Below are 20146 nucleotides of genomic sequence, written 5' to 3'. Positions count from 1 at the left end.
TGTTCCTGAAGCAGGTTGAGACCTAGTGGGTCGGCCCGAGGAAGGCTAGCCATCGGCGTTCGGCAAGGCGGAACAGGCCGACCAGCGCAAAAGTGACGGTCAGGTAGATCAGCGCGGCGATTCCGAACGACTGGAAGGTCAGGAAGGTCGCCGAGTTGGCGTCCCGAGCAACTTTGAGCACGTCCGGGATGGTCGCGGTGAAGGCCACGGTGGTCGAGTGCAGCATCAGGATCACTTCGTTGCTGTAGTACGGCAACGAGCGACGCAAGGCCGATGGCATGATCACGTAGGCATACAGTTTCCAGCCGGTCAGGCCGTAAGCCTTGGCCGCTTCGACTTCGCCGTGGTTCATGCTGCGGATGGCCCCGGCGAAGATCTCCGTGGTGTAGGCGCAGGTGTTCAGGGCGAAGGCCAGGATCGTGCAGTTCATCGCATCGCGAAAGAACGCGTCCAGTACGGGCTGGGCCCGAATGGCGGCCAGGCTGTAGATCCCCGTGTAACAGATCAATAGCTGGATATAGAGCGGCGTGCCACGAAACAGGTAGGTATAGAACTGCACCGGCCAACGGATGTAGAAGTGCGGCGATACACGGGCGATGGACAGCGGGATCGACACGATAAAACCGATGAAGATCGAAGCGCTGAGCAACCACATCGTCATGGCCAGGCCGGTGATGTTGTTGCCGTCGCTATAGAGGAAGGGTTTCCAGTATTCCTGCAGGAGTTCGATCATCGTACGGCCTCCCGGGTCCCGGCGGAGTAACGACGTTCGAGCCAGCGCAGGATGACGTTGGACGCGCTGGTGATCACCAGGTAGATCAGCGCGGCAAGCACCAGGAAATAAAACAGCTGATAGGTACTTTTACCGGCGTCCTGGGCAGCCTTGACCAGGTCGGCGAGGCCGATGATCGACACCAGGGCCGTGGCCTTGAGCATCACCATCCAGTTGTTGCCGATACCCGGCAGGGCATAACGCATCATCTGCGGGAACACCACGATCCAGAAACGCTGGCCGCGCTTGAGGCCATAGGCGGTGGCCGCTTCGACCTGACCCCGTGGGACGGCGAGAATCGCGCCACGGAAGGTTTCGGTGAAGTACGCACCGTAGATGAAACCCAGGGTGATGACCCCGGCGCTGAACGGGTTGATCTCGATGTATTCCCATTCCATGTAATCGGTAAACGAGGTCAGCCAGGTTTGCAGGCTGTAGAAGATCAGCAGCATCAGGACCAGGTCTGGAACGCCGCGAATGAGTGTGGTGTAGAGCTGGGCAGGCACGCGCATCAGTTTGACTTTTGACAGCTTGGCACTGGCGCCGAGCAGCCCGAGCAGCACGGCCAGCAACAGCGACAACGCCGACAGCTTGATCGTCATCCAGGTGCCTTGCATCAGCAGCGGACCGAAGCCCTTGAGGCTGAAGGCAGAGAGCCCCAGATTTTCTAATAAGGTTTCGAACATAAATCAGCAACCTGATCGGATGAAAAAAGCGCCCATCGAGAGATGGGCGCCGGGCATTATTTGCCGCTGTACAGATTCAGATCGCCAAAGTGTTTCTTCTGAATGGTGGCGTAGGTGCCATCATCGTGTAACGCTTTGATACCTTTATCCAAAAGTGCTTTCAGCTCGGTGTTACCTTTCTTAATACCGACCGCTGTTTTGGCAGGCAGCAGTTCGCTGTCGACTGGCTTGCTGACTTCGTAGCCTTCACCTTTTGGTGACTTCAAGAAGCCCAGTTCGGCTTGCAGCATGTCCTGGATCGCTGCGTCGAGACGGCCGGAAGTCAGGTCGGAATACACCTGATCCTGATTCTGATAGGCCTGGGTTTTCACGCCGGCCTTGTCGAGAACGGCTTTGGCGTAAGCTTCCTGGATGGTGCCTTGCTCGTAGCCTACGGTTTTGCCCTTCAGCGAAGCGACGTCCTCGGTCAGGCCGGAGCCTTTCTTGAACACGTAGGCGGTTGGGCCGGAGAACAACTCGCTGGAGAAGTCGATGACTTTTTCACGGGCCGGGGTAACGGTCATCGACGAGATCACGCCGTCGAATTTATTGGCTTTCAGGCCCGGAATCATGCCATCGAAGTCACTCTCGACCCACTTGCACTTGACCTTCAGTTCGGCGCAGATCGCGTTCCCCAGATCGATGTCAAAGCCTACCAGGCTGCCATCGGCCGCTTTCGATTCGAACGGTGCGTAGGAAGGGTCAACGCCGAAACGCAGTTCTTTGTACTCCTTCGCCATGGCGGAACCAGCCGCCATGCACAACGCCAGTGCAGAAAGGGTCAGCAATGCTTTTTTCATTATTCAATCCCTAAAAACCAATATGAGCGCTTGTGGCGCAGAATTATTGTTACTGGAAAGCGTAAGACCTGTTGAAAGTAGCAATTTCCGAACCAGAGTGCCGAACAAGCGTTTTATTTAGGTACTTGGAAATGGCCGGAGACAGATTTATGCACGAAAACGGGCGCAGGGAAATGGGTGCACCAAATCAACTCGCCACAAAAGAACGGATTGACCGAGCAGGTTTCGCAGGGCCGGGCACTCCACCTCGTTACATGACTTGTCCTTGAGTCAGCGCAACCGCGATTACGATTCAACATTCAACCTCTATTTTGAATGTCAGACCGCTATCGCGGGCAAGTAAAGGGCTGGGTTATTTACCGGGTGTCAGCGTCAACCGCGCCTTGCCATAGGCGTTGTCGAAGTTCTGCGGCTGCATCGGCAGGCTCATGTACTGGCCCTTGAACCACGGCTCGATGCTGTTGAGGTAGTTCGGGCTGGCCGGGTTGCCGGACTGGCCGGTGCCGTTCTGCGCCATCAGCGGTTCGGACTGGCCGAAGTCGACGATAAAGCGCATGGCTGGCGCCAGGGTGGTGTTGAAGTCCTGGCCCCAGGCGAAGGCGGCGGTGTTGAGAGTGGTGTGATCGCCACCGGCCGGCAACGGTCCGCGTACGGTCTGGCCGCTGCTGTTTTTCCATTCATAGCGATGCAGTTTGCCCCATTGCCAGGCTTTGTGATCGCCACCCAACTGACTGTCGCCGGCGCTGATCGCGGCGGCGAGGCTGCGGGCGAGGATGGCCGGTTTGTCCTCTTTCTGTGCGGTGCGCACGTCATCCCAGAACGGGCTGTCCTCACGCCCGAGCAGGTGATCGGCCTGGGCCGCGTAGGACAACTTGCCGTCGGCGACAAAAGCTTTCCACGTCGGGCTGCTTTCCGGGCCCAGTTCATCGAGGAAGATCTGCCGCGTGCTTTCCTGCAGGAACAGTTCGTAGATGGCCGCATCGGTGGAGGTCGGGCCGAGCTTGCCGTCGAACGCCATCAAGCGGCTGTAGGCTTCGTGTGCCTTGGCGCGATCGGCCGCCGGCAAGGCGTCCATGGCTTGTTTGAGTGGCTGGGCCATACCCGGCGCTTCGAACATTTTCTTCAGCTTGGCAGCGAAGGTGGTGGTCTGGTCGTATTGCATGGCGATCAGGCTGCGGCTGTCGTGTTTGCCTGCACCGGCCAGTTCGGCCAGGCGCTCGCCGCGCTCCGGAGCGGCCCAGGAATTGGACAGCTGCATGCCGTAGCCATGGGGAATGACCCGCTGGTTGGCGGTGCCGAGCCAGCCCTGAGCCGGGTCCTGATCGTACGGGTGCAGCATTGGGTCGGCGTAACCGTCCCAATCGTATCGACCTTCCCAGCCCGGCGAGGGCAGCAAGCCTTCGCCTTCGCGACGGTTCGGGTAGCGGCCGGTGACTTGCCAGCCGATGTGATTCGCGTCGGCGAATACCAGGTTCATCGCAATGGCGCGGATTTCGCGGCTGGCATCCGAGGCTTTCTCGACACTCTGGGCGCGGGACAGGTCGAAGAGCGCGTCCAGGGTCTTGTCGTCGGTGAAGTTCGGCGTCTGCAAGGCCAGGCCGAAACCATTGGCCAGCGTGGTGCCCTGGGCGCTGTTGAGCAGCGGGCCATGGCGGGTTTCGTACACCGCTTCGCGAATCGGCCGCTGGCCTTTGACGAAATAGGTTTCGTTGCGCACGATCGCCGGCTGCCACTTCCCGGCGTTTTCGTAGGTAAGCCCGTTGCTCTGGCGCTTGATCTTCTCCAGGAACAGATCCTGGTTGTCGCCCATCACGGACGTCATGCTCCACGCCACTTTGCCGTTGAAACCTCCAAGCACCATCGGCAGACCTGCGATGGTCACGCCGGATGCCTGATACTTCGGCGTGCGAATCTGCACGTAACTGAACAATGACGGCACGCCCAGCGGGCCATGACTGTCACTGGCTAGCAGGCTCTTGCCGCTGCGGCTGCGTTGTGGAGCGATGGCCCAGTTGTTCGACGAAGTGGCGCCCAACAGGTTCAGGTCCGACAGTTGGCCCGTGGCTTTGCTGAGTTCGGCCAGCCCCGGTACTTGCCCGTTGAGCTTGAGGCCTTGCAGTTTTTCGCTTTCGGCGACCGGCAGTTTTTCGTCGGGAGCCGACGGCGTCAGCCATGCAAGTTTGTCGGTGGTGACGGTCTGGGCCAGTACCAGCGAGGAAATTTCTTCCGGCAGGTTGGTCGATTGGCTGAAGTTCAGCAGGCAGAAAATCAGCGCCGAATCCTCCGGCTGCCAGTACTCAGGCTTGTAGCCGGTGGCTGCCAGATCCGCCGGCAGTTTGTCGCGGTAGCGGAACAGGTAGGCGTTGACCCCGCGCGCATAGACTTCGAAGAAACGCTTGAGGCGCGGTGAAGAGGCCTTGTACAGCTCGCCAGCACTTTTCTTCAGGTTGACCGCCCGCATGTAACGGTCGGCATCCAGCAGGTCCGCACCGTGCATCTCGGCCAGACGGCCCTGGGCCAGCAGGCGCAGGGTGGCCATCTGGGTGATGCGGTCGCTGGCATGCACATAACCGAGGGTGAACAGCGCGTCGTGGAAGCTGTTGCTTTCGATCAGCGGCATGCCCATGGCATTGCGGCGCACCGAAACGCTCTGCGCCAGGCCCTTGAGTGGTTGTACGCCGGAGGTCGGCGGGAGGGTGTCCTGGGCGTTGAAGTTCTGACAACCGGTCAGGCTCAACACACCGGCCACTGCTGCGGCAACGCCGAACCGGGGTAGAAAATGAGTAAGGGCTGGCGAGGCCATGGCAAAGCTCCTGCGGGGGTAGAGGCGGCGGCGCGCAATAAAGGCGCTACGTTAGTGAGCGGGAGGTGGCCGCGCAAGCGGGGTACAAGGTTATTTCAGGATTTGTCTGATAAACCGGAAAGATCGCAGTCTTGTCAGTCGCAATGGGAGATGTTGAAGTGCGAAACGCTCAACAATCCAGGAGAACAGTCGGCATGGAGCTCAAGGCAAACGCGGCACTGATCATCATCGATCAACAAAAGGGCATCCTGCACCCCAGACTTGGCCGCAGGAATAATCCAGAGGCCGAAGCGCGCATGCTGGACTTGCTTGGCCATTGGCGATGCACCGCTAGGCCGGTGATCCATGTGCAGCACCTGTCGCGCTCGGAGGACTCGGTGTTCTGGCCGCAGCAGTCGGGGGTGGAGTTTCAGGAACGGTTTGAGCCAATGGCCGGTGAACGCTTGATCCAGAAGCAGGTGCCGGATGCGTTTTGTTCGACGGGGCTGGAGGCGCAGTTGCGCGAGGCAGGGATCGGGCAGTTGATCATCGTCGGTGTCGCGACCCACAACTCGGTGGAGTCCACGGCGCGTACCGCGGGCAACCTGGGGTTTGATACGTGGGTGGCCGAGGATGCGTGCTTTACCTTCGACAAGGCTGATTTCTTTGGCCAAGCCCATAGCGCCGAAGTGGTGCATGCGATGTCGCTGGGGAATTTGCACGGTGAGTATGCGACGGTGGTCAGCACCGCATGTGTATTAACGGCTGACTGAAAAACCTGTAGGAGCGAGCTTGCTCGCGATAGCGGTCTGACTGACACATTGATAGTTGATGTGCTGCCGTCATCGCGAGCAAGCTCGCTCCCACAGGAGAGGATTGCGATTCAACAGGCGAAGCAAGTCTTCGCCCGAAGCATCAAGCGCCGTGGCACTTCTTGAATTTCTTGCCGTTGCCGCATGGGCACGGATCGTTGCGGCCGACGTCTTTCAGGGCATTGCGCACCGGTTCCTGGTGAGCGTGGCCGCAGTTCGGACCGTGGACATGGCCGTGGTCGTGATCATGGTGGTGATGGTCATGATCATGATCGTGATTGCAGTCAGGGCCGTGGACATGGGGTTGCTGGGTCATCGGTGTTGCTCCGGAATTAAATCGGCGGCGATTATCACGCCATTGCGCGTCAGGTGCACGTAGTGGGTGATGAATATACCGGTTTCCAGTTCACCTTCCAGACGATAGGGAATGGGTTGATCGGATTTTTTCAGCAGTTTGGCCAGATCACGGACCTTGGACCACAGGTTGGTGCGGATCGGTACCTTGAAGTAAGCGCTGTGCCTGGGGCTGATGGTGAACCAGTGTTCGTACTCGCCGTCGGCCAGCAGTATGTCGCCCAAGTGAACGCGGTACTCCAGACCGCGCACGGTCAGGTCGCTGTCGTTGGGGTTGTCGATGCGAAAATGCAGGAGGAGTTTCTGTTCCAGCAGTTTGGCGTTGACCACCTCGATCTTCACCAGATGGACCTCGGGGTCCGGCAAGTCGTCGTCGAACCACGAGGCACAGCCGCCGAGTCCCAGTGTCAGGAACAAGGTGAGCAGACAGAGTGCGCAGCGGCGGATGATCATCGTGGTGTTTCTCCCTTGAGCTCCAGTCTAGACCCAAAGGATCGCAGCCTTCGACAGCTCCTGCGTGGTGGTCAGTCATTCCATGTACTAGCTGCTGAAGTACCCCGCACAACACTTCTTGAACTTCTGCCCACTCGCGCACGGGCAAGGGTCATTGCGCCCGAGTTTGAGTTGCACGGTCGGGTCGATGAAATACCAGCGCCCGGCGTTCTGTACGAAGGATGAGCGCTCTCGATGACTGTGCTCGCCATTGCTGTCGTGCCAGCGCGCGGTGAAGGTCACGAAAGCGTGTTCAGGCTGGCCGCCCAGCACTTCGGAGCTTTCCACCTCAAGGCCCAGCCACGTACTTTGCGCGCTCCAGTCGCTGATCGATTGACGGTCCAGGCCGGCCTGTTGGGCGGGCAGGGTGGTGGCCACCAGATAGTCGACCAACCCCAGCACATAGGCGCTGTAGCGTGAGCGCATCAAGGTTTGCGCGCACGGCGCCGGGTGTCCGGCATGGTAGTGACCGCAGCAGGCGTCGAGCAGGGTGCCGCTGCCGCAAGGGCAAATGGATGTACTCATTGCATTACCACCAGTATTTCCCGAAGTTTTCCGGATTGGCCCAGAAGCGCGAATTGAGCCAGTCGGGGACTTGTTTGTATTCAAGCAGATCGTAGGTAAACAGGGTCAGGACCTGTTCGTCCCGTTGGAAGCGTTCACTGGCTTGCAGGGCCAGGGAGAAAAAGTCGGTTTCCTGCCAGCCACAGGCCGGCAGATCCGCCAGCACCGCGATGCGGCTGGCGTTGAGGTTGCGGATGCCACCCAGCAGGTTCAGGCCGTCGCGCTTGGGCAGATGCTCCAGGCAATCGACCACCAGGGCCAGGTCGAAACGGCGGGCCGCCAACTCGTCGGGCAACGGCCCGGGGGCGGCGAAAGCGACGCAGCTGTCCGGGTGAGCGAGTTTGAAAGCCTCCAGTGCCGGGAACTCGCTGGCGCCGATCAACAACAGACGTGCGGGGGCATATCGGTCGAGTAACGCGGCCAGTGCCTGTTGTGGCGTGCGTGAAGAAATACCTGCAGTCATCGAAGATCCTCAATCAGATCTGCCAAGACTAGCCTGCCCTTACGTTCGGGCCTAGAGCGCCTTGGCGACAAAAGCGCCAAGCTGCCGTTAATACGCGAATAAACAGCATGGCCTATTGCTGGCGGAGTTTAAAACTCGGGTCTTTACTACCTGAATCGGTTCTAAGCCGATCCTTCAGGAGAAAACTAGATGAGCATAGTTCGGACAGCATTACCCTTGGTTCTGCTAACCAGTGTCTTGACTGGTTGCGCAGGTTTGCAGAAAACCGACTGGCCGACCTGTGCGGCTGTTGGTGGTGTCGTGGGTGCGGGCCTCGGAGCGACCGAAAGCTCGGCATGGGCAGGGTATGGTGCTCTGCTCGTCGGCGGTACGGCAGCGGCTTATTGCTGGGTGCACGGTGATGGCGACGAAGACGGCGACGGTGTGCCGGATAGTCGCGACAAGTGCCCAGGCACGCCTAAAGGCGTTCAAGTCGATGCCAACGGTTGCCCACCACCTGCGCCTGTGGTCGAAGAAGCGGTTGTGGTCCAGGAAGAAACCATCGTCATTCGCGATGTCCACTTCCAGTTTGATAAAGCCACGCTTACCTCGTCCGACAAACTGGTACTCGACAAGATTGCCACTCGCCTGAAAGCCGAAGCCCCGACTGCTCAACTGACCGTAACCGGCCATACCGACAGCGTGGGTAGCGACGCCTACAACCAGAAACTGTCGGATAAACGCGCCCACTCGGTGGTTGAATACCTCATCGATCAAGGCGTACCTCGCAGCAACTTCGTGTCGGTTGTCGGTGCCGGTGAAAGCCAGCCGGTTGCAGACAACAAAACCGCTGACGGTCGTGCACAGAACCGTCGTACCGAAATCAAAATCCAGCGTTAGGCCCCCCTCGCATCCGCGCCTTGTGCAGTCGCGGATGCGGGTCTTTACTCCTGTGTAACCGGTATTGGCCGGGGACACAGGAGCTTTCAACATGATCGTTCTCACAAGGACCGTCTTGCCGGTTCTGCTACTTGGCAGCCTCTTGACCGGCTGCGCGACCCACAGCGATGGCACCGCCCCCCTCAATCAACGCACCTGGCCAATTTGCAGCCTCATCGGCGGTCTGGTCGGTGGTGGTCTGGGCGCAATCGAGAGTAGTGCCTGGGCCGGGGGTGGGGCGGCGCTGGGTATCTTGTCCGGCGGCTTGATCTGCTATGCCCAGGATGGCGACGAAGATGGCGACGGCGTTTTCGACCGACGCGACCGTTGCGCTGATACCCCTGCCAATACCCCGGTCGACCATCGCGGTTGCGTGGTGCCGCAGTACCCGGACAGCGTCCAGGTCGAGCCTGCGCAATCCGAAGTCATTACTCTGAGCGATGTACTGTTTGTCTTCAATCAATCCGAGCTGACCCCGACGGCGAAGAGTCAACTGGATGCGTTGATGAGCAAGTTCGAGGATGCCGATGTGGTCAGCATCAAGGTGGTCGGCCACACCGACAGTGTCGGTTCGGATGCCTATAACCAGGCCTTGTCGGAGCGGCGTGCCAGCAGCGTGGCGGAATACCTGTTGAGCCAGGGTGTGGCGCCGAACAAAATCACCAGCGAAGGCAAGGGCGAGAGCCAACCGATTGCCGACAACGAAACAGAAGAAGGCCGTGCGAAAAACCGTCGCGTGGAACTGCATATAAACCGCTGAGCCAAGAGATAGAGCCGTCGAGCGACTGGTGTGATCGCTGCGACGGCCGTTCGGCGGCCTCCATGAAGAATTTTCCGTTGCCCTCTGGCTTATCCCGCGTGGAAGCCGTTACTGTGCGCGCAAACAATAATTCTCATCGGGGGCGCGTATGAAAGTCATATGGGGACTGGGGCGATTACTGACCTTGCTGTTCTGGGCGGTAGTGCTGGTCAATCTGCTCACACCGTTTGTCTTTCCGCTGCACCCGTTGGTCAACCTGGCCGGCGGCCTGTTGGGGTTCATCCATCTTCTGGAAGCGTTGCTGTGCTATCGCAGCCTTCGAGGTCGCGCCCATCCCTGGCTTGACCGCCTTAAGATCGTCATTTTCGGCGTATTCCACCTGCAAACCATTCCAGCCCCCACCGCTTCGAAGGCTTCCCATGCGTAAACTCTGTCTGCTCGCCGCACTCATCAGCCCATTGGCCTGCGCACAGGTGGTGAGTGTCGAACCCAACTCGCTGATGCGCTTGCCCAACACCGCCAGCGCCCTGCAACTGGAACGCCTGGAAGTGGCCGATTACGGCACCTTGCTGATTCCTTCGAACGTCACCGAAGTCACCGTGGGTGAATTGCATCTGGGGCGTGAAGCGCGCATTGCCATCGTGCCGGGGGAACAGGCGCTGGCGCTGAAGGTCCGTCGCGCTGATTTGTCCGAAGGCAGCCAGATCACCTCCCGTGGCTCACCCGGGACCTACCAGAAGGCCGCTCGATCCGGGCGCAGCCTTGATTTGCAGATCAAGACACTGAACGCAGCGCAATTGACCGTTGATGCTCGCGGTGGTGCGGGTGCACCGGGGTTCGTTGGTCTTGATGGGGGTAACGGCCAGGAACCGGGCTGCACATGGGGTCAGGCCGGTCGCGGTGCTGATGGCAGCGATGGCAGCAATGGTCAGCCGGGAGCACCGGGGGCGCTGGTCAAACTGGCAGTGCCGCACGACTTCCCGGCAGACCGGATCAAGGTTCAGGTGGCTGGCGGAGCCGGTGGCCTGGCCGGCCCGGGCGGCAAACCGGGCGCGGGTGGCAAGGCCAAGGGCTGCCTGATTTACAAGGCCGATGGTGGCAAGAGCGGTAAACCTGGGGCTGATGGTCAGCCTGGGCCAGAAGGTGCCGCTGGTTCGGTGACTGTGCAGCGGTTGTAAGAAGCGCCGAAAGCCCTGTGGCGAGGGGGCTTGCCCCCGTTGGGCCGCGAAGCGGCCCCATTTCCGGCAATCGCGAAGGTTAGTGGTGTCTGGTTTAAGACTGCTTCGCAGCCGAACGGGGGCGAGCCCCCTCGCCACAAAAGTTCGGCAGAATCAAAACATCGGCCGGGCCGCGGCAATCACCACCAAAGCCAACCCTACCAGCAGATTGATCCCCACCAACCGGCGGATCCGTCCCAGCACTGCTGCACCGGCTGGCCAATCCTGCTCGGCCACGGCGGTGCGCAGTTCCGGCAGCATCAGCGCCTGAATGCGGATGAACAGCGCGGTCATTACCACATACAAGCCCATCATCACCTGCACATAACGCGGCGCGGCTTCAAAACCGTTGAATTGCATGTGCAGCATGCCCACGCCGCTGACTGGCAATAGCACCACCGCCACCCAGACCCAGCGGAAAAAGCCTTGAAACACTTCTACCCACAGCTTCAGTCGGGCTGGGCCTTCAAGTGCCTTGATTGCGGCGGGGCGCAGGACCATCCAGGCGAAAAACATGCCGCCGACCCAGACCAGGGCCGCCAGTACGTGCAGGCTATAAATGAGGCTAAAAGGTGTCATTGGGTTACTCCGTTCTGCGCGGGATTCATTAGCGGGGTATGATAGCGACCGAACCGAACTACTGAAAATTTATCCAGCGTTTTTTGCGCCCGACAATCCATGATCAGCACTGAACTCAAAACCACGATCCAGGGCGCCTACTCGCGTTTTCTCGAAGCCAAGAGCCTCAAGCCGCGCTACGGCCAACGCCTGATGATCGCCGAAGTCGCCAAGGTCCTGGGTGACATCGACACCGACGACGAAGGCCGGCGCAGTGGCGACCCCGCGATTGTCGCGGTGGAAGCCGGCACCGGTACCGGCAAGACCGTGGCCTACAGCCTGGCGGCGATTCCCACGGCGAAGGCCGCCGGCAAGCGCCTGGTGATCGCCACGGCCACCGTGGCCCTGCAAGAGCAGATCGTCTACAAGGACTTGCCTGACCTGATGCGCAACAGCGGGCTGAATTTCAGCTTCGCCCTGGCCAAGGGACGCGGGCGCTACATGTGCCTGTCCAAGCTCGACATGTTGCTCCAGGAAGGCCACGCGCAGACCGCCACCGCTCAGTTGTTCGAAGAAGAAGGTTTCAAGATCGAGGTCGACGAGGCCAGTCAGAAGCTCTTCACCAGCATGATCGAAAAACTCGCCGGCAATAAGTGGGACGGCGACCGCGACAGTTGGTCCACCGCCCTGGAAGACGCCGACTGGGCGCGCCTGACCACCGATCACAGCCAGTGCACCAACCGTCATTGCCCGAACTTCGGCCAGTGCGCCTTCTACAAGGCCCGCGAAGGCATGGGCAAGGTCGACGTGATCGTCACTAACCACGACATGGTACTGGCCGACCTGGCCCTGGGCGGCGGCGCCGTGCTGCCGGACCCGCGCGACACCATCTACGTGTTTGACGAAGGCCATCACCTGCCGGACAAGGCCATCGGCCACTTCGCCCATTACACGCGCCTGCGCTCCACCGCCGACTGGCTGGAAACCACTGCCAAGAACCTCACCAAACTTCTGGCCCAGCACCCATTGCCGGGGGACCTGGGCAAGTTGATCGAGCAGGTGCCGGAACTGGCGCGGGAGATCAAGACCCAGCAACAGTTCATGTTCACCGCGTGCGAGCAGATTGCCGATTTCAAGCCCGGCGAAGACGTCGAAGGCCGCGAGCGCCCGCGTCACCGATTCGTCGGCGGGGTGATTCCCGAGCACATGCGTGAAATGGGCATCGAGCTGAAGAAAGGCTTCGCGCGGCTGACCGATTTGTTCACTCGCCTGACCGAGTTGCTCAAGGAAGGCATGGACGGCGAGGTCAACATTGGCATCGCCAGCAACCAGGCCGAGGAGTGGTATCCGCTGTTCGGCAGCTTGTTGTCGCGTTCTTCCGGCAACTGGGAGTTGTGGACCGCCTTCACCGTCGAAGACCCGGAAGACAACCCGCCCATGGCGCGCTGGCTGACCCTGGCCGAAAGCGGCTCGCTGTTCGATATCGAGGTAAATGCAAGCCCCATCCTCGCGGCGGAAATGCTCCGGCGCAACCTGTGGAACGTGGCGTATGGCTGCCTGGTGACGTCGGCGACCTTGACGGCCCTCGGCACCTTCGATCGCTTTCGCATGCGCGCTGGCCTGCCGAAAAAAGCCGTGACCGCCGTGGTCCCAAGCCCCTTTCATCATGCCGACGCCGGTGTGTTGCGGGTGCCGAACCTGAACGCCGATCCCCGTGATGCAGCGGCGCATACCGCCGCGATCATTCGTGATTTGCCTGAGCTGGTCGAAGGTTCGCGGGGTACGCTGGTGCTGTTTTCCTCGCGCAAACAGATGCAGGACGTGTTCGACGGCCTGGACCGCGACTGGCGCAAGCAAGTGTTCATCCAGGGCAACCTGTCGAAACAGGAAACCCTGAACAAGCACAAGGCGCGGGTCGATGGCGGCGATTCCAGCGTGTTGTTCGGCCTGGCGAGCTTCGCCGAAGGGGTCGACTTGCCCGGCGCCTATTGCGAGCACGTGGTCATTGCCAAGATTCCTTTCTCGGTACCCGATGATCCGGTCGAAGCGGCGCTGGCCGAATGGATCGAAGCCAGGGGCGGTAATCCGTTCATGGAAATCTCCGTGCCGGACGCCTCGCTGAAACTGGTCCAGGCTTGCGGTCGCTTGCTGCGCACCGAAGAAGACCGCGGCACCATCACCTTACTCGACCGGCGCCTGGTGACCCAGCGCTATGGCAAAGCCATCCTCAATGCGTTGCCGCCGTTCCGTCGAGAAATTTCCTGAAGCACCGGTGGGCAGTTTTGCCCGCCGCGTTGTCTCTCTCTCTGCCATCGCTTTTCCACTGGCCCATTGAAGGTCGTTAGGGAGAATTTCGTTCTCATGATTTGCCGTTCGTTGCCTGCTGTTTTTACCCTGCTGTTCGCAACACCGCTGTTGGCCGCCCCCGCCAGCCAGCAGACGCTGTTCAACTTTGTGCGCCCCGCCGACGTGGTCCAGGTGGCGACTCAGGACGCCAGCCTGCCGCAATCCAACGCCGAGCAAACCCCCGAGGGCGAAGTGCTGCGCCGGGTGACATTCAACCCGGTCGCCCGGCCGACGTTGCGCCTGACCCCGCAAAGCGGCGCCTGGGACTGGTCGCAGTCGGGCGTCATGAGCCTGCGGATCCAGAGCGCCATGAACTGGGCCTTGACCCTGTACGTGACCATCCAGAGCAACGACGGCAAGACACTGGTCAGCCGCGTCGATCTGCCGGCGGGGCCTGCGCAAACCCTGTTGGTGCCTTTGCAAGCGACATCACCGCTGAGCCAGGGCATGAAGGCTGGCCCGCCGATGCCGATGACCGTTGAGGGGCAGCGAGTGTTGCTGGCCAGCAGCGCCGGTGAGCTGGATCGCAGCCGGGTGGTGTCGGTGAGCCTGTCGATGGACCAGCCCAAAGCCGCGCAAAGCATCCTGCTGGAGCGCTTTGGTGTGCAGGACGGTGAGTCGATAACCCAAGCCGTGTATGGCGGGTTGGTGGATGCCTACGGCCAGTCGACCCGAAACAAATGGCCGGAAAAAATCAGCAGTGACGAACAACTGAAAAGCGCCGCCAGCAAGGAGCAGCAGCAACTGAAAACCTGGCTGGCCGAGCGCGAGAAGTCCTCCCTGGACAAGTTCGGTGGTTTGACCAAAGGCCCGTCCTTCAAGGCCAGTGGTTTTTTCCGCACCGAGAAACGCGATGGACGCTGGTATCTGGTGACGCCGCAAGGCCATCCGTTTTACTCGCTCGGGGTTAACACCGTCGCTGCAGACGTCAACCCGACCTACGTTGCCGGTCGTGAGTGGATGTTCGAATCCCTGCCCAAAGCAGATGACGCACTCGCCAGCCACTACGGCGAAGGCGACAACCGTGGCGGCAACGGTGCCGATCAAGGGCGTGGCTACAATGCCGGTCGCTGGTACGACTTCTACGGTGCCAACCTGCAGCGCCTGTATGGCGACCCGTGTGTGAAGGGCAGCGATACCAAGGCGGGCGTCGCCGCGGCGGCCAAGGCGGATGCAGTTGAGGCGACCGCGGCCAAGGCGGCGGAGCAACCTGTAGTGCCAGCAACTGCCGAGTCTGGTGTCGCCGAAGCGGCCAGGACTGAAGCGACGGTAGCGAAAGCCGCCGAGCAAAAAACCGCCGAACCGTGCAAGCCGCTGTTCGACGAGCAGCGTTGGGCCAGTCACACCCTTGATCGCTTGCAGGCCTGGGGCTTCAACACCATTGGCAACTGGAGCGCACCCGTATTGGGCGACGCTGATCGCGTGCCCTACACCTTGCCGCTGTCGATCGTCGGCGACTACGCCAGCATCAGCACCGGTACCGACTGGTGGGGCGGCATGCCCGACCCCTTCGACCCGCGTTTCGCCATGGCCACCGAACGTGCCGTGGCCATTGCCGCCCGCGATCATCGTGACGATCCGTGGTTGATCGGTTACTACGCCGACAACGAACTGGCCTGGGCCGGTCCCGGGGATGACCCGAAAGCCCGGTATGCCTTGGCCTACGGCACCTTGAAAATGACCACCGACGTGCCGGCCAAGCGCGCATTCCTCAAGCAGCTGCGTGACAAGTACCGCAATCAGGCTGGCTTGTCGAAAGCCTGGGGCATCGATCTGGCGGCCTGGGAACTGATGGAAGATCCGGGATTCGTGCCGCCGTTGCCAAGCGCCGAGCACCCGGAAATCGAAGCCGACTTCAAATACTTCCAGAAGGTCTTTGCCGACACTTACTTCAAGACCATCTCCGACTCGCTCAAGTGGCACGCACCGAACCAGCTATTGCTCGGCGGCCGTTTCGCCATCAGCACGCCGGAGGCCGTGGAGTCCTGCGCCCAGTATTGCGACGTGTTGAGCTTCAACATGTACACCTTGCAACCCCAGGATGGTTACGACTTCGCCAGGCTGCGCAGTCTCGACAAACCGGTACTGATCACCGAGTTCAATTTCGGCTCGGCTGATCGTGGCCCGTTCTGGGGCGGCGTTACGCCTTTGGTGAAGGAGGAAGACCGCGGTCCGGCGTACGCCAACTTCCTCAAGCAGGCATTGAGCGAGCCGTCGATTGTTGGCGTGCATTGGTTCCAGTACCTCGATCAACCGGTCACCGGGCGCCTGCTTGACGGCGAAAACGGTCACTTCGGGTTGGTGGGCATCACTGATCTGCCGTTCCAGGGTTTTGTCGACAGCGTGCGCAAAAGCAACCTGGCGACAGTCGAGCAATTGGACAAAGAGGCCGAGAAGGCTGCGGCCGCCGCCGACAAAGCCAGCCACGACGCCGACGCCGGCAAGGGGCCGGGGAAGGGTGCTGGCGGGCACTCCGGCAAAGGCCATTAATCGCTGAAACCCTGTGGCGAGGGGGCTTGCCCCCCGTTGGGTTGCGTAGCAACCCCAAAATCTCGGCAGCGGCCGAAAAATTTGGGAGCGCTACGCACTCCAACGGGGGCAAGCCCCCTCGCCACAACCGCCCGGCCCAATCCTGTTCCCAAAACCCTCAAGGGCTGGAACAATGCCCGCCACTTTGTAGAGCGTTAATCCGGGGAGTTGCGGGTGCAGATTCAGGGTCATTACGAGCTTAAGTTCGAAGCGGTGCGAGAGGCGTTCGCGGCGCTGTTCGACGATCCCCAGGAACGTGGCGCAGCGTTGTGCATTCAGGTCGGCGGCGAAACCGTCCTCGATCTGTGGGCCGGCACTGCCGACAAGGACGGGGCCGAGGCCTGGCACAGCGACACCATCGCCAATCTGTTCTCCTGCACCAAGACCTTTACCGCCGTCACCGCGCTGCAATTGGTGGCCGAAGGCAAGCTGCAACTGGATGCCCCGGTCGCGCGCTACTGGCCCGAATTTGCCGCTGCCGGCAAAGAGTCCGTCACCTTGCGTCAACTGCTCTGCCATCAGGCCGGCCTTCCGGCATTGCGCGAGTTACTGGCCCCCGAAGCCCTTTACGACTGGCAAACCATGGTCGACGCCCTGGCCGCCGAAACGCCGTGGTGGACGCCGGGCGAAGGCCACGGTTACGCGGCGATCACCTATGGCTGGCTGATCGGCGAATTGCTGCGGCGTGCCGACGGTCGTGGGCCGGGTGAATCCATTGTCGCGCGGGTCGCCAAACCGTTGGGGCTGGACTTCCATGTGGGCTTGGCCGACGAGGAGTTCCATCGCGTGGCCCACATTGCGCGGGGCAAGGGCAATGTCGGCGATGCCGCCGCCCAGCGCCTGCTGCAAGTGACCATGCGTGAGCCAGCGGCCATGACGACCCGGGCGTTCACCAACCCTCCGTCGATCATGACCAGCACCAACAAGCCCGAGTGGCGACGCATGCAACAGCCGGCCGCCAATGGCCATGGCAATGCCCGCAGCCTGGCCGGGTTCTATGCCGGCCTGCTCGACGGCAGCCTGCTGGAAAGCGAAATGCTCGATGAACTGACCCGCGAGCACAGCCTCGGCGAGGACAAGACCTTACTGACCCGGACCCGTTTCGGTCTGGGCTGCATGCTCGATCAACCGGACGTTGCCAATGCCACCTTCGGCCTTGGCCCGCGGGCGTTCGGTCATCCGGGTGCCGGCGGCTCCATCGGTTTTGCCGACCCGGAGCACGACGTGGCTTTCGGATTTGTGACAAATACCCTGGGGCCGTACGTCTTGATGGACCCGCGTGCGCAAAAGCTGGTGCGGGCTCTGGCCACTTGTCTGTAAAAACGGCTATCGGGTTCCAGGGCTGGAACCCGATAACCTTTTCAGTTTCAAAGTGTTTGTTTATACCGGCCAATGTGGCCTGATTTTTTGACTTCATTCTTGTGGATATCCAATGTCATCCAATAAAACCCTCGCCTTGGCCCTGTGCTTCGCTATTACCGGTTGCGCACAGACTCCACAGAAAGACGTGACGGCACCTGTCGCCAAGACTGAAAGCGGCAGCCACTGGTACTGGCCGTTCAGTTCCGACGACAGTGCCGGCAAGCCTGTGGCCAAGCCGGAGGTGAAACCTGAAGTCAAACCGGTTGCGGTGGCCAAGGCCGGAACCGATAGCGGCAGCAAGTGGTACTGGCCGTTCGGCGGTAGCGAGCAGAGCACCGCCAAGGCTGTGCCGATGCCCGACCCGAAAGTCACCCAGGCCTGGCTTGACGACTATGAACCGCGTCTGCGGGAGGCGGTCAAGGGCAGCAACATGCAACTCGAGCGCCGCGAAAACGTGCTGGTGGTGACTGCGCCGGTCGAAGGCTCGTTCAACCCTGATCGTCCGGCCATGCTGCTGCCGGTCACGCTCGGTCCGTTCACCCGCGTTGCCAAGATCCTTGAAGCCGATCCAAAGACCGCTGTGTTGATCCTCGGCCACAGCGATACGTCCGGCGCTGTGCCTGCCAACGTCAAACTGAGCCAGGAGCGTGCCCAGGCCGTTGCGGCGATTTTCCGTCTCAGTGGTTTGCAGCGTGATCGCTTGATGCTGCGTGGCCTGGGCGGTGATGCGCCGCGTGCCGCCAACGACAGCGTGCAAGGTCGTGCGTTGAACCGTCGCGTGGAACTGCTGGTGACCCCGCAAAACACCATGCTTGCGCTGCTGAGCAAGTACAACATGCCGGCTCCCGCCCCGGTAAGCATGGTTGCTGCCGCGGACGCCAAGCCGGTCGCCAAGCCTGTGACACCGGCCCCTGCGACTAAAAAGACTGCGGTTCCAGCGGTGAAAAAAGCTCCGGCGAAAAAAGCCCCGGCCAAGAAAACACCTGCGAAAACCGCAACGCCGGCAAAAAAGACCACGCCAGCCAAAGCCTCGACGGCTGACAAGAAAGTCGCCGCCACTGATACTGCAAAGCAGTGATTCGTTAACCAAAAGGAATGCGCCATGACCCAGGGCCTGGCTGATATGCGTCGTGACTACACCCGTGATGGCTTGACCGAGGCACAAGCCCCGGCCGAGCCGTTTGCGTTGTTCCACCAATGGTTCGCCGACGCGGTGAAAACCGAACAAGTGCCGGTGGAAGCCAACGCCATGACCCTGGCCACCGTTGACCAGGACGGTCGACCGCACTGTCGCATTCTGTTGCTCAAGGGCCTGGACGAACTGGGCTTCACCTTTTTCACCAACTACGAAAGCGCCAAGGGCCAGCAACTGGCCGCGAATCCGTTCGCGGCCATGACGTTTTTCTGGCCGGCGCTGGAGCGCCAGGTGCGCATCGAAGGGCGGGTGGTGAAGGTGACGCCTGAAGAGTCCGACGCCTACTATCAGGTTCGTCCACTGGGCAGTCGCCTGGGAGCCTGGGCGTCGCCGCAGAGCCAGGTGATCGCCGATCGTAGCGAGCTCGAAGCGCTGCTCAAGGACACCGAGCAACGTTTCAGCGACACCCAGCCCCATTGCCCGGAACACTGGGGTGGTTATCGCCTGCTGCCGGAACGCATCGAATTCTGGCAGGGTCGCCCAAGCCGCCTGCACGACCGCCTCAATTACCGCCAGCAGGGCGCCGACTGGATTCTTGAACGTCTGGCACCCTGAGCAGTCTACCGATCGGGATAGCCTGCCGCAGCGGCCTCCAGCCACTTCGGCAGGTCTCGACGCTTGATCTTCTGCGCCTGAGCACTCGCCAATCGTTCGAGCATGAAGGCTTTTTTCTGCTCGTCCTTGCCCGCCAGCGCTAGCGCCAGGTCGCGGTCCATCCAGCGTTTGATCCGCACGTACAGCCACCAATGGAAGTACAAACCGGCAACAGTCGTGACGACGATGATAAAGTAATCCATGGAAATCCTTGGCCAGTGGGGCGGCTTTGCGAATTTGCCGCTACTGTGTGAGTTCGTGGAAGCGCCTTAACGGAGCCTGAATCAAACCAATTTTACCCGGGCGATGCCGTGACAGACGTCAAGCAGCGGAGTTTAATGAACAACTGTTTTTTTGGAGTTGATGCTATGCGTAAGTCTGTTCTGCTGGTTGCTTCCTTTTCCACGATGGCGATGTTGCTCACTGGTTGCCAATCGAGCCTGACCGGTGACTCCTACTCCCGTGACGAGGCGCGTCGCGTGCAGACCGTTCGCATGGGCACCATCGAAGCATTGCGTCCGGTGAAAATCGAAGGCACCAAAACCCCGATCGGCGGCGCTGCAGGTGCAGTGGTCGGCGGCGTTGGCGGCAGTGCCATCGGTGGCGGCAAAGGCAGCGTCGTTGCAGCGGTTATCGGTGCCGTGGCCGGTGGCCTGCTCGGTTCAGCCGCTGAAGAAGGCCTGACCCGCACCCAGGGTGTGGAAATCACCGTGCGCGAAGACGATGGCAGCATGCGCGCCTACGTTCAGGAAGTTCAGCCGAACGAAGTGTTCCGTGTTGGCGAACGTGTGCGCATTGCAAGTGTGAATGGCACCAGCCGCGTTTCGCATTAAGCGCAAACACCGGCTAAACAAAAAACCCGATCAGGTGACTGATCGGGTTTTTTGTTTTTCAGCTCAGGTG

At 60.7% G+C, this 20146-nt stretch carries 21 protein-coding genes; 11 read left to right on the top strand and 10 right to left on the bottom strand.

Going from position 1 to position 20146, the window contains the following annotated elements; all coding sequences use genetic code 11:
* Positions 1-22 precede the first annotated feature (22 nt).
* The 4 genes from AC1RS8_RS22060 to AC1RS8_RS22045 all read right to left on the bottom strand — a co-directional run bounded on the left by AC1RS8_RS22060 (position 23) and on the right by AC1RS8_RS22045 (position 5100).
* Positions 23-733, bottom strand: coding sequence for an ABC transporter permease (locus AC1RS8_RS22060; RefSeq protein ID WP_057716129.1), 711 nt, complete (start codon positions 731-733; stop codon positions 23-25).
* Entirely contained in the window at positions 730-1458 is a 729-nt protein-coding gene (locus AC1RS8_RS22055; protein WP_057716128.1) for an ABC transporter permease, read from the bottom strand. Before AC1RS8_RS22055 ends, AC1RS8_RS22060 begins: the two co-directional genes overlap by 4 nt.
* A 56-nt stretch (positions 1459-1514) precedes the next feature.
* Positions 1515-2297 (bottom strand): transporter substrate-binding domain-containing protein, encoded by a 783-nt coding sequence (locus AC1RS8_RS22050; protein WP_057716127.1) that lies wholly within the window; start codon positions 2295-2297, stop codon positions 1515-1517.
* Positions 2298-2649: 352 nt separating this feature from the next.
* A complete protein-coding gene (locus AC1RS8_RS22045; protein WP_493163558.1) occupies positions 2650-5100 on the bottom strand; it encodes a penicillin acylase family protein in 2451 nt (816 codons plus the stop codon).
* 194 nt (positions 5101-5294) lie between these two features.
* Here AC1RS8_RS22045 and AC1RS8_RS22040 point away from each other — a divergent pair, with 194 nt between their 5' ends.
* On the top strand, positions 5295-5852 hold the full coding sequence (locus tag AC1RS8_RS22040) for a cysteine hydrolase family protein (protein ID WP_150812934.1): 558 nt from the start codon (positions 5295-5297) through the stop codon (positions 5850-5852).
* 142 nt (positions 5853-5994) lie between these two features.
* Here the strand turns inward: AC1RS8_RS22040 and AC1RS8_RS22035 are convergent, their stop codons facing one another.
* The 4 genes from AC1RS8_RS22035 to AC1RS8_RS22020 form a co-directional block, all read right to left on the bottom strand.
* A complete protein-coding gene (locus tag AC1RS8_RS22035; protein WP_015093814.1) occupies positions 5995-6207 on the bottom strand; it encodes an SEC-C metal-binding domain-containing protein in 213 nt (70 codons plus the stop codon).
* Positions 6204-6698 (bottom strand): LEA/WHy family protein, encoded by a 495-nt coding sequence (locus AC1RS8_RS22030; RefSeq protein WP_090453523.1) that lies wholly within the window; start codon positions 6696-6698, stop codon positions 6204-6206. Before AC1RS8_RS22030 ends, AC1RS8_RS22035 begins: the two co-directional genes overlap by 4 nt.
* A gap of 87 nt (positions 6699-6785) precedes the next feature.
* Positions 6786-7262 (bottom strand): YchJ family protein, encoded by a 477-nt coding sequence (locus AC1RS8_RS22025; RefSeq protein WP_057716123.1) that lies wholly within the window; start codon positions 7260-7262, stop codon positions 6786-6788.
* A gap of 4 nt (positions 7263-7266) precedes the next feature.
* Positions 7267-7764, bottom strand: coding sequence for a DUF6231 family protein (locus AC1RS8_RS22020; protein WP_090453527.1), 498 nt, complete (start codon positions 7762-7764; stop codon positions 7267-7269).
* Between the two features lie 189 nt (positions 7765-7953).
* Between AC1RS8_RS22020 and AC1RS8_RS22015 the strand changes: the two genes are divergently transcribed.
* From AC1RS8_RS22015 to AC1RS8_RS22000, 4 genes are all read left to right on the top strand, one after another.
* On the top strand, positions 7954-8643 hold the full coding sequence (locus AC1RS8_RS22015; RefSeq protein WP_057716121.1) for a PA1041 family peptidoglycan-binding anchor lipoprotein: 690 nt from the start codon (positions 7954-7956) through the stop codon (positions 8641-8643).
* A 91-nt stretch (positions 8644-8734) separates the two neighbouring features.
* Positions 8735-9442 carry a PA1041 family peptidoglycan-binding anchor lipoprotein gene (locus AC1RS8_RS22010; RefSeq protein WP_218495055.1) on the top strand — a complete coding sequence of 236 codons (708 nt, stop codon included), beginning with the start codon at positions 8735-8737 and terminating at the stop codon, positions 9440-9442.
* 148 nt (positions 9443-9590) lie between these two features.
* The gene (locus tag AC1RS8_RS22005) at positions 9591-9869 is read left to right on the top strand and encodes a DUF1145 domain-containing protein (RefSeq protein WP_150812938.1); all 279 of its coding nucleotides are present in this window, start codon (positions 9591-9593) and stop codon (positions 9867-9869) included.
* The gene (locus tag AC1RS8_RS22000; protein WP_090453531.1) at positions 9862-10620 is read left to right on the top strand and encodes a hypothetical protein; all 759 of its coding nucleotides are present in this window, start codon (positions 9862-9864) and stop codon (positions 10618-10620) included. Before AC1RS8_RS22005 ends, AC1RS8_RS22000 begins: the two co-directional genes overlap by 8 nt.
* 153 nt (positions 10621-10773) lie before the next feature.
* Here AC1RS8_RS22000 and AC1RS8_RS21995 read toward each other — a convergent pair whose 3' ends face one another.
* Positions 10774-11238, bottom strand: a complete 465-nt coding sequence (locus AC1RS8_RS21995) for a CopD family protein (protein WP_154909642.1) — start codon at positions 11236-11238, stop codon at positions 10774-10776.
* A gap of 99 nt (positions 11239-11337) precedes the next feature.
* Between AC1RS8_RS21995 and dinG the strand changes: the two genes are divergently transcribed.
* From dinG to pdxH, 5 genes are all read left to right on the top strand, one after another.
* Complete coding sequence (gene dinG, locus AC1RS8_RS21990) at positions 11338-13482, top strand: ATP-dependent DNA helicase DinG (protein WP_007992389.1); 2145 nt, start codon at positions 11338-11340, stop codon at positions 13480-13482.
* A gap of 96 nt (positions 13483-13578) precedes the next feature.
* Entirely contained in the window at positions 13579-16053 is a 2475-nt protein-coding gene (locus AC1RS8_RS21985; RefSeq protein ID WP_489339908.1) for a beta-galactosidase, read from the top strand.
* Between the two features lie 213 nt (positions 16054-16266).
* Positions 16267-17412: a serine hydrolase domain-containing protein gene (locus tag AC1RS8_RS21980; protein WP_340316520.1), complete on the top strand. Its 1146-nt coding sequence runs from the start codon at positions 16267-16269 to the stop codon at positions 17410-17412.
* Between the two features lie 112 nt (positions 17413-17524).
* A complete protein-coding gene (locus AC1RS8_RS21975) occupies positions 17525-18532 on the top strand; it encodes an OmpA family protein (RefSeq protein WP_489339909.1) in 1008 nt (335 codons plus the stop codon).
* Positions 18533-18556: 24 nt separating this feature from the next.
* On the top strand, positions 18557-19204 hold the full coding sequence (gene pdxH, locus AC1RS8_RS21970; RefSeq protein ID WP_489339910.1) for a pyridoxamine 5'-phosphate oxidase: 648 nt from the start codon (positions 18557-18559) through the stop codon (positions 19202-19204).
* Between the two features lie 5 nt (positions 19205-19209).
* On the opposite strand, the gene AC1RS8_RS21965 is transcribed toward pdxH, so the two are convergent.
* Complete coding sequence (locus AC1RS8_RS21965; RefSeq protein WP_046041257.1) at positions 19210-19446, bottom strand: hypothetical protein; 237 nt, start codon at positions 19444-19446, stop codon at positions 19210-19212.
* A 165-nt stretch (positions 19447-19611) separates the two neighbouring features.
* Between AC1RS8_RS21965 and AC1RS8_RS21960 the strand changes: the two genes are divergently transcribed.
* Positions 19612-20076, top strand: coding sequence for an outer membrane lipoprotein (locus AC1RS8_RS21960; protein WP_057716111.1), 465 nt, complete (start codon positions 19612-19614; stop codon positions 20074-20076).
* The last annotated feature ends 70 nt before the right edge of the window (positions 20077-20146 follow it).

It is taken from the genome of Pseudomonas sp. GW821-FHT12A04, from assembly GCF_058807755.1.
This window is presented reverse-complemented; position numbering and strand designations above follow the sequence as displayed.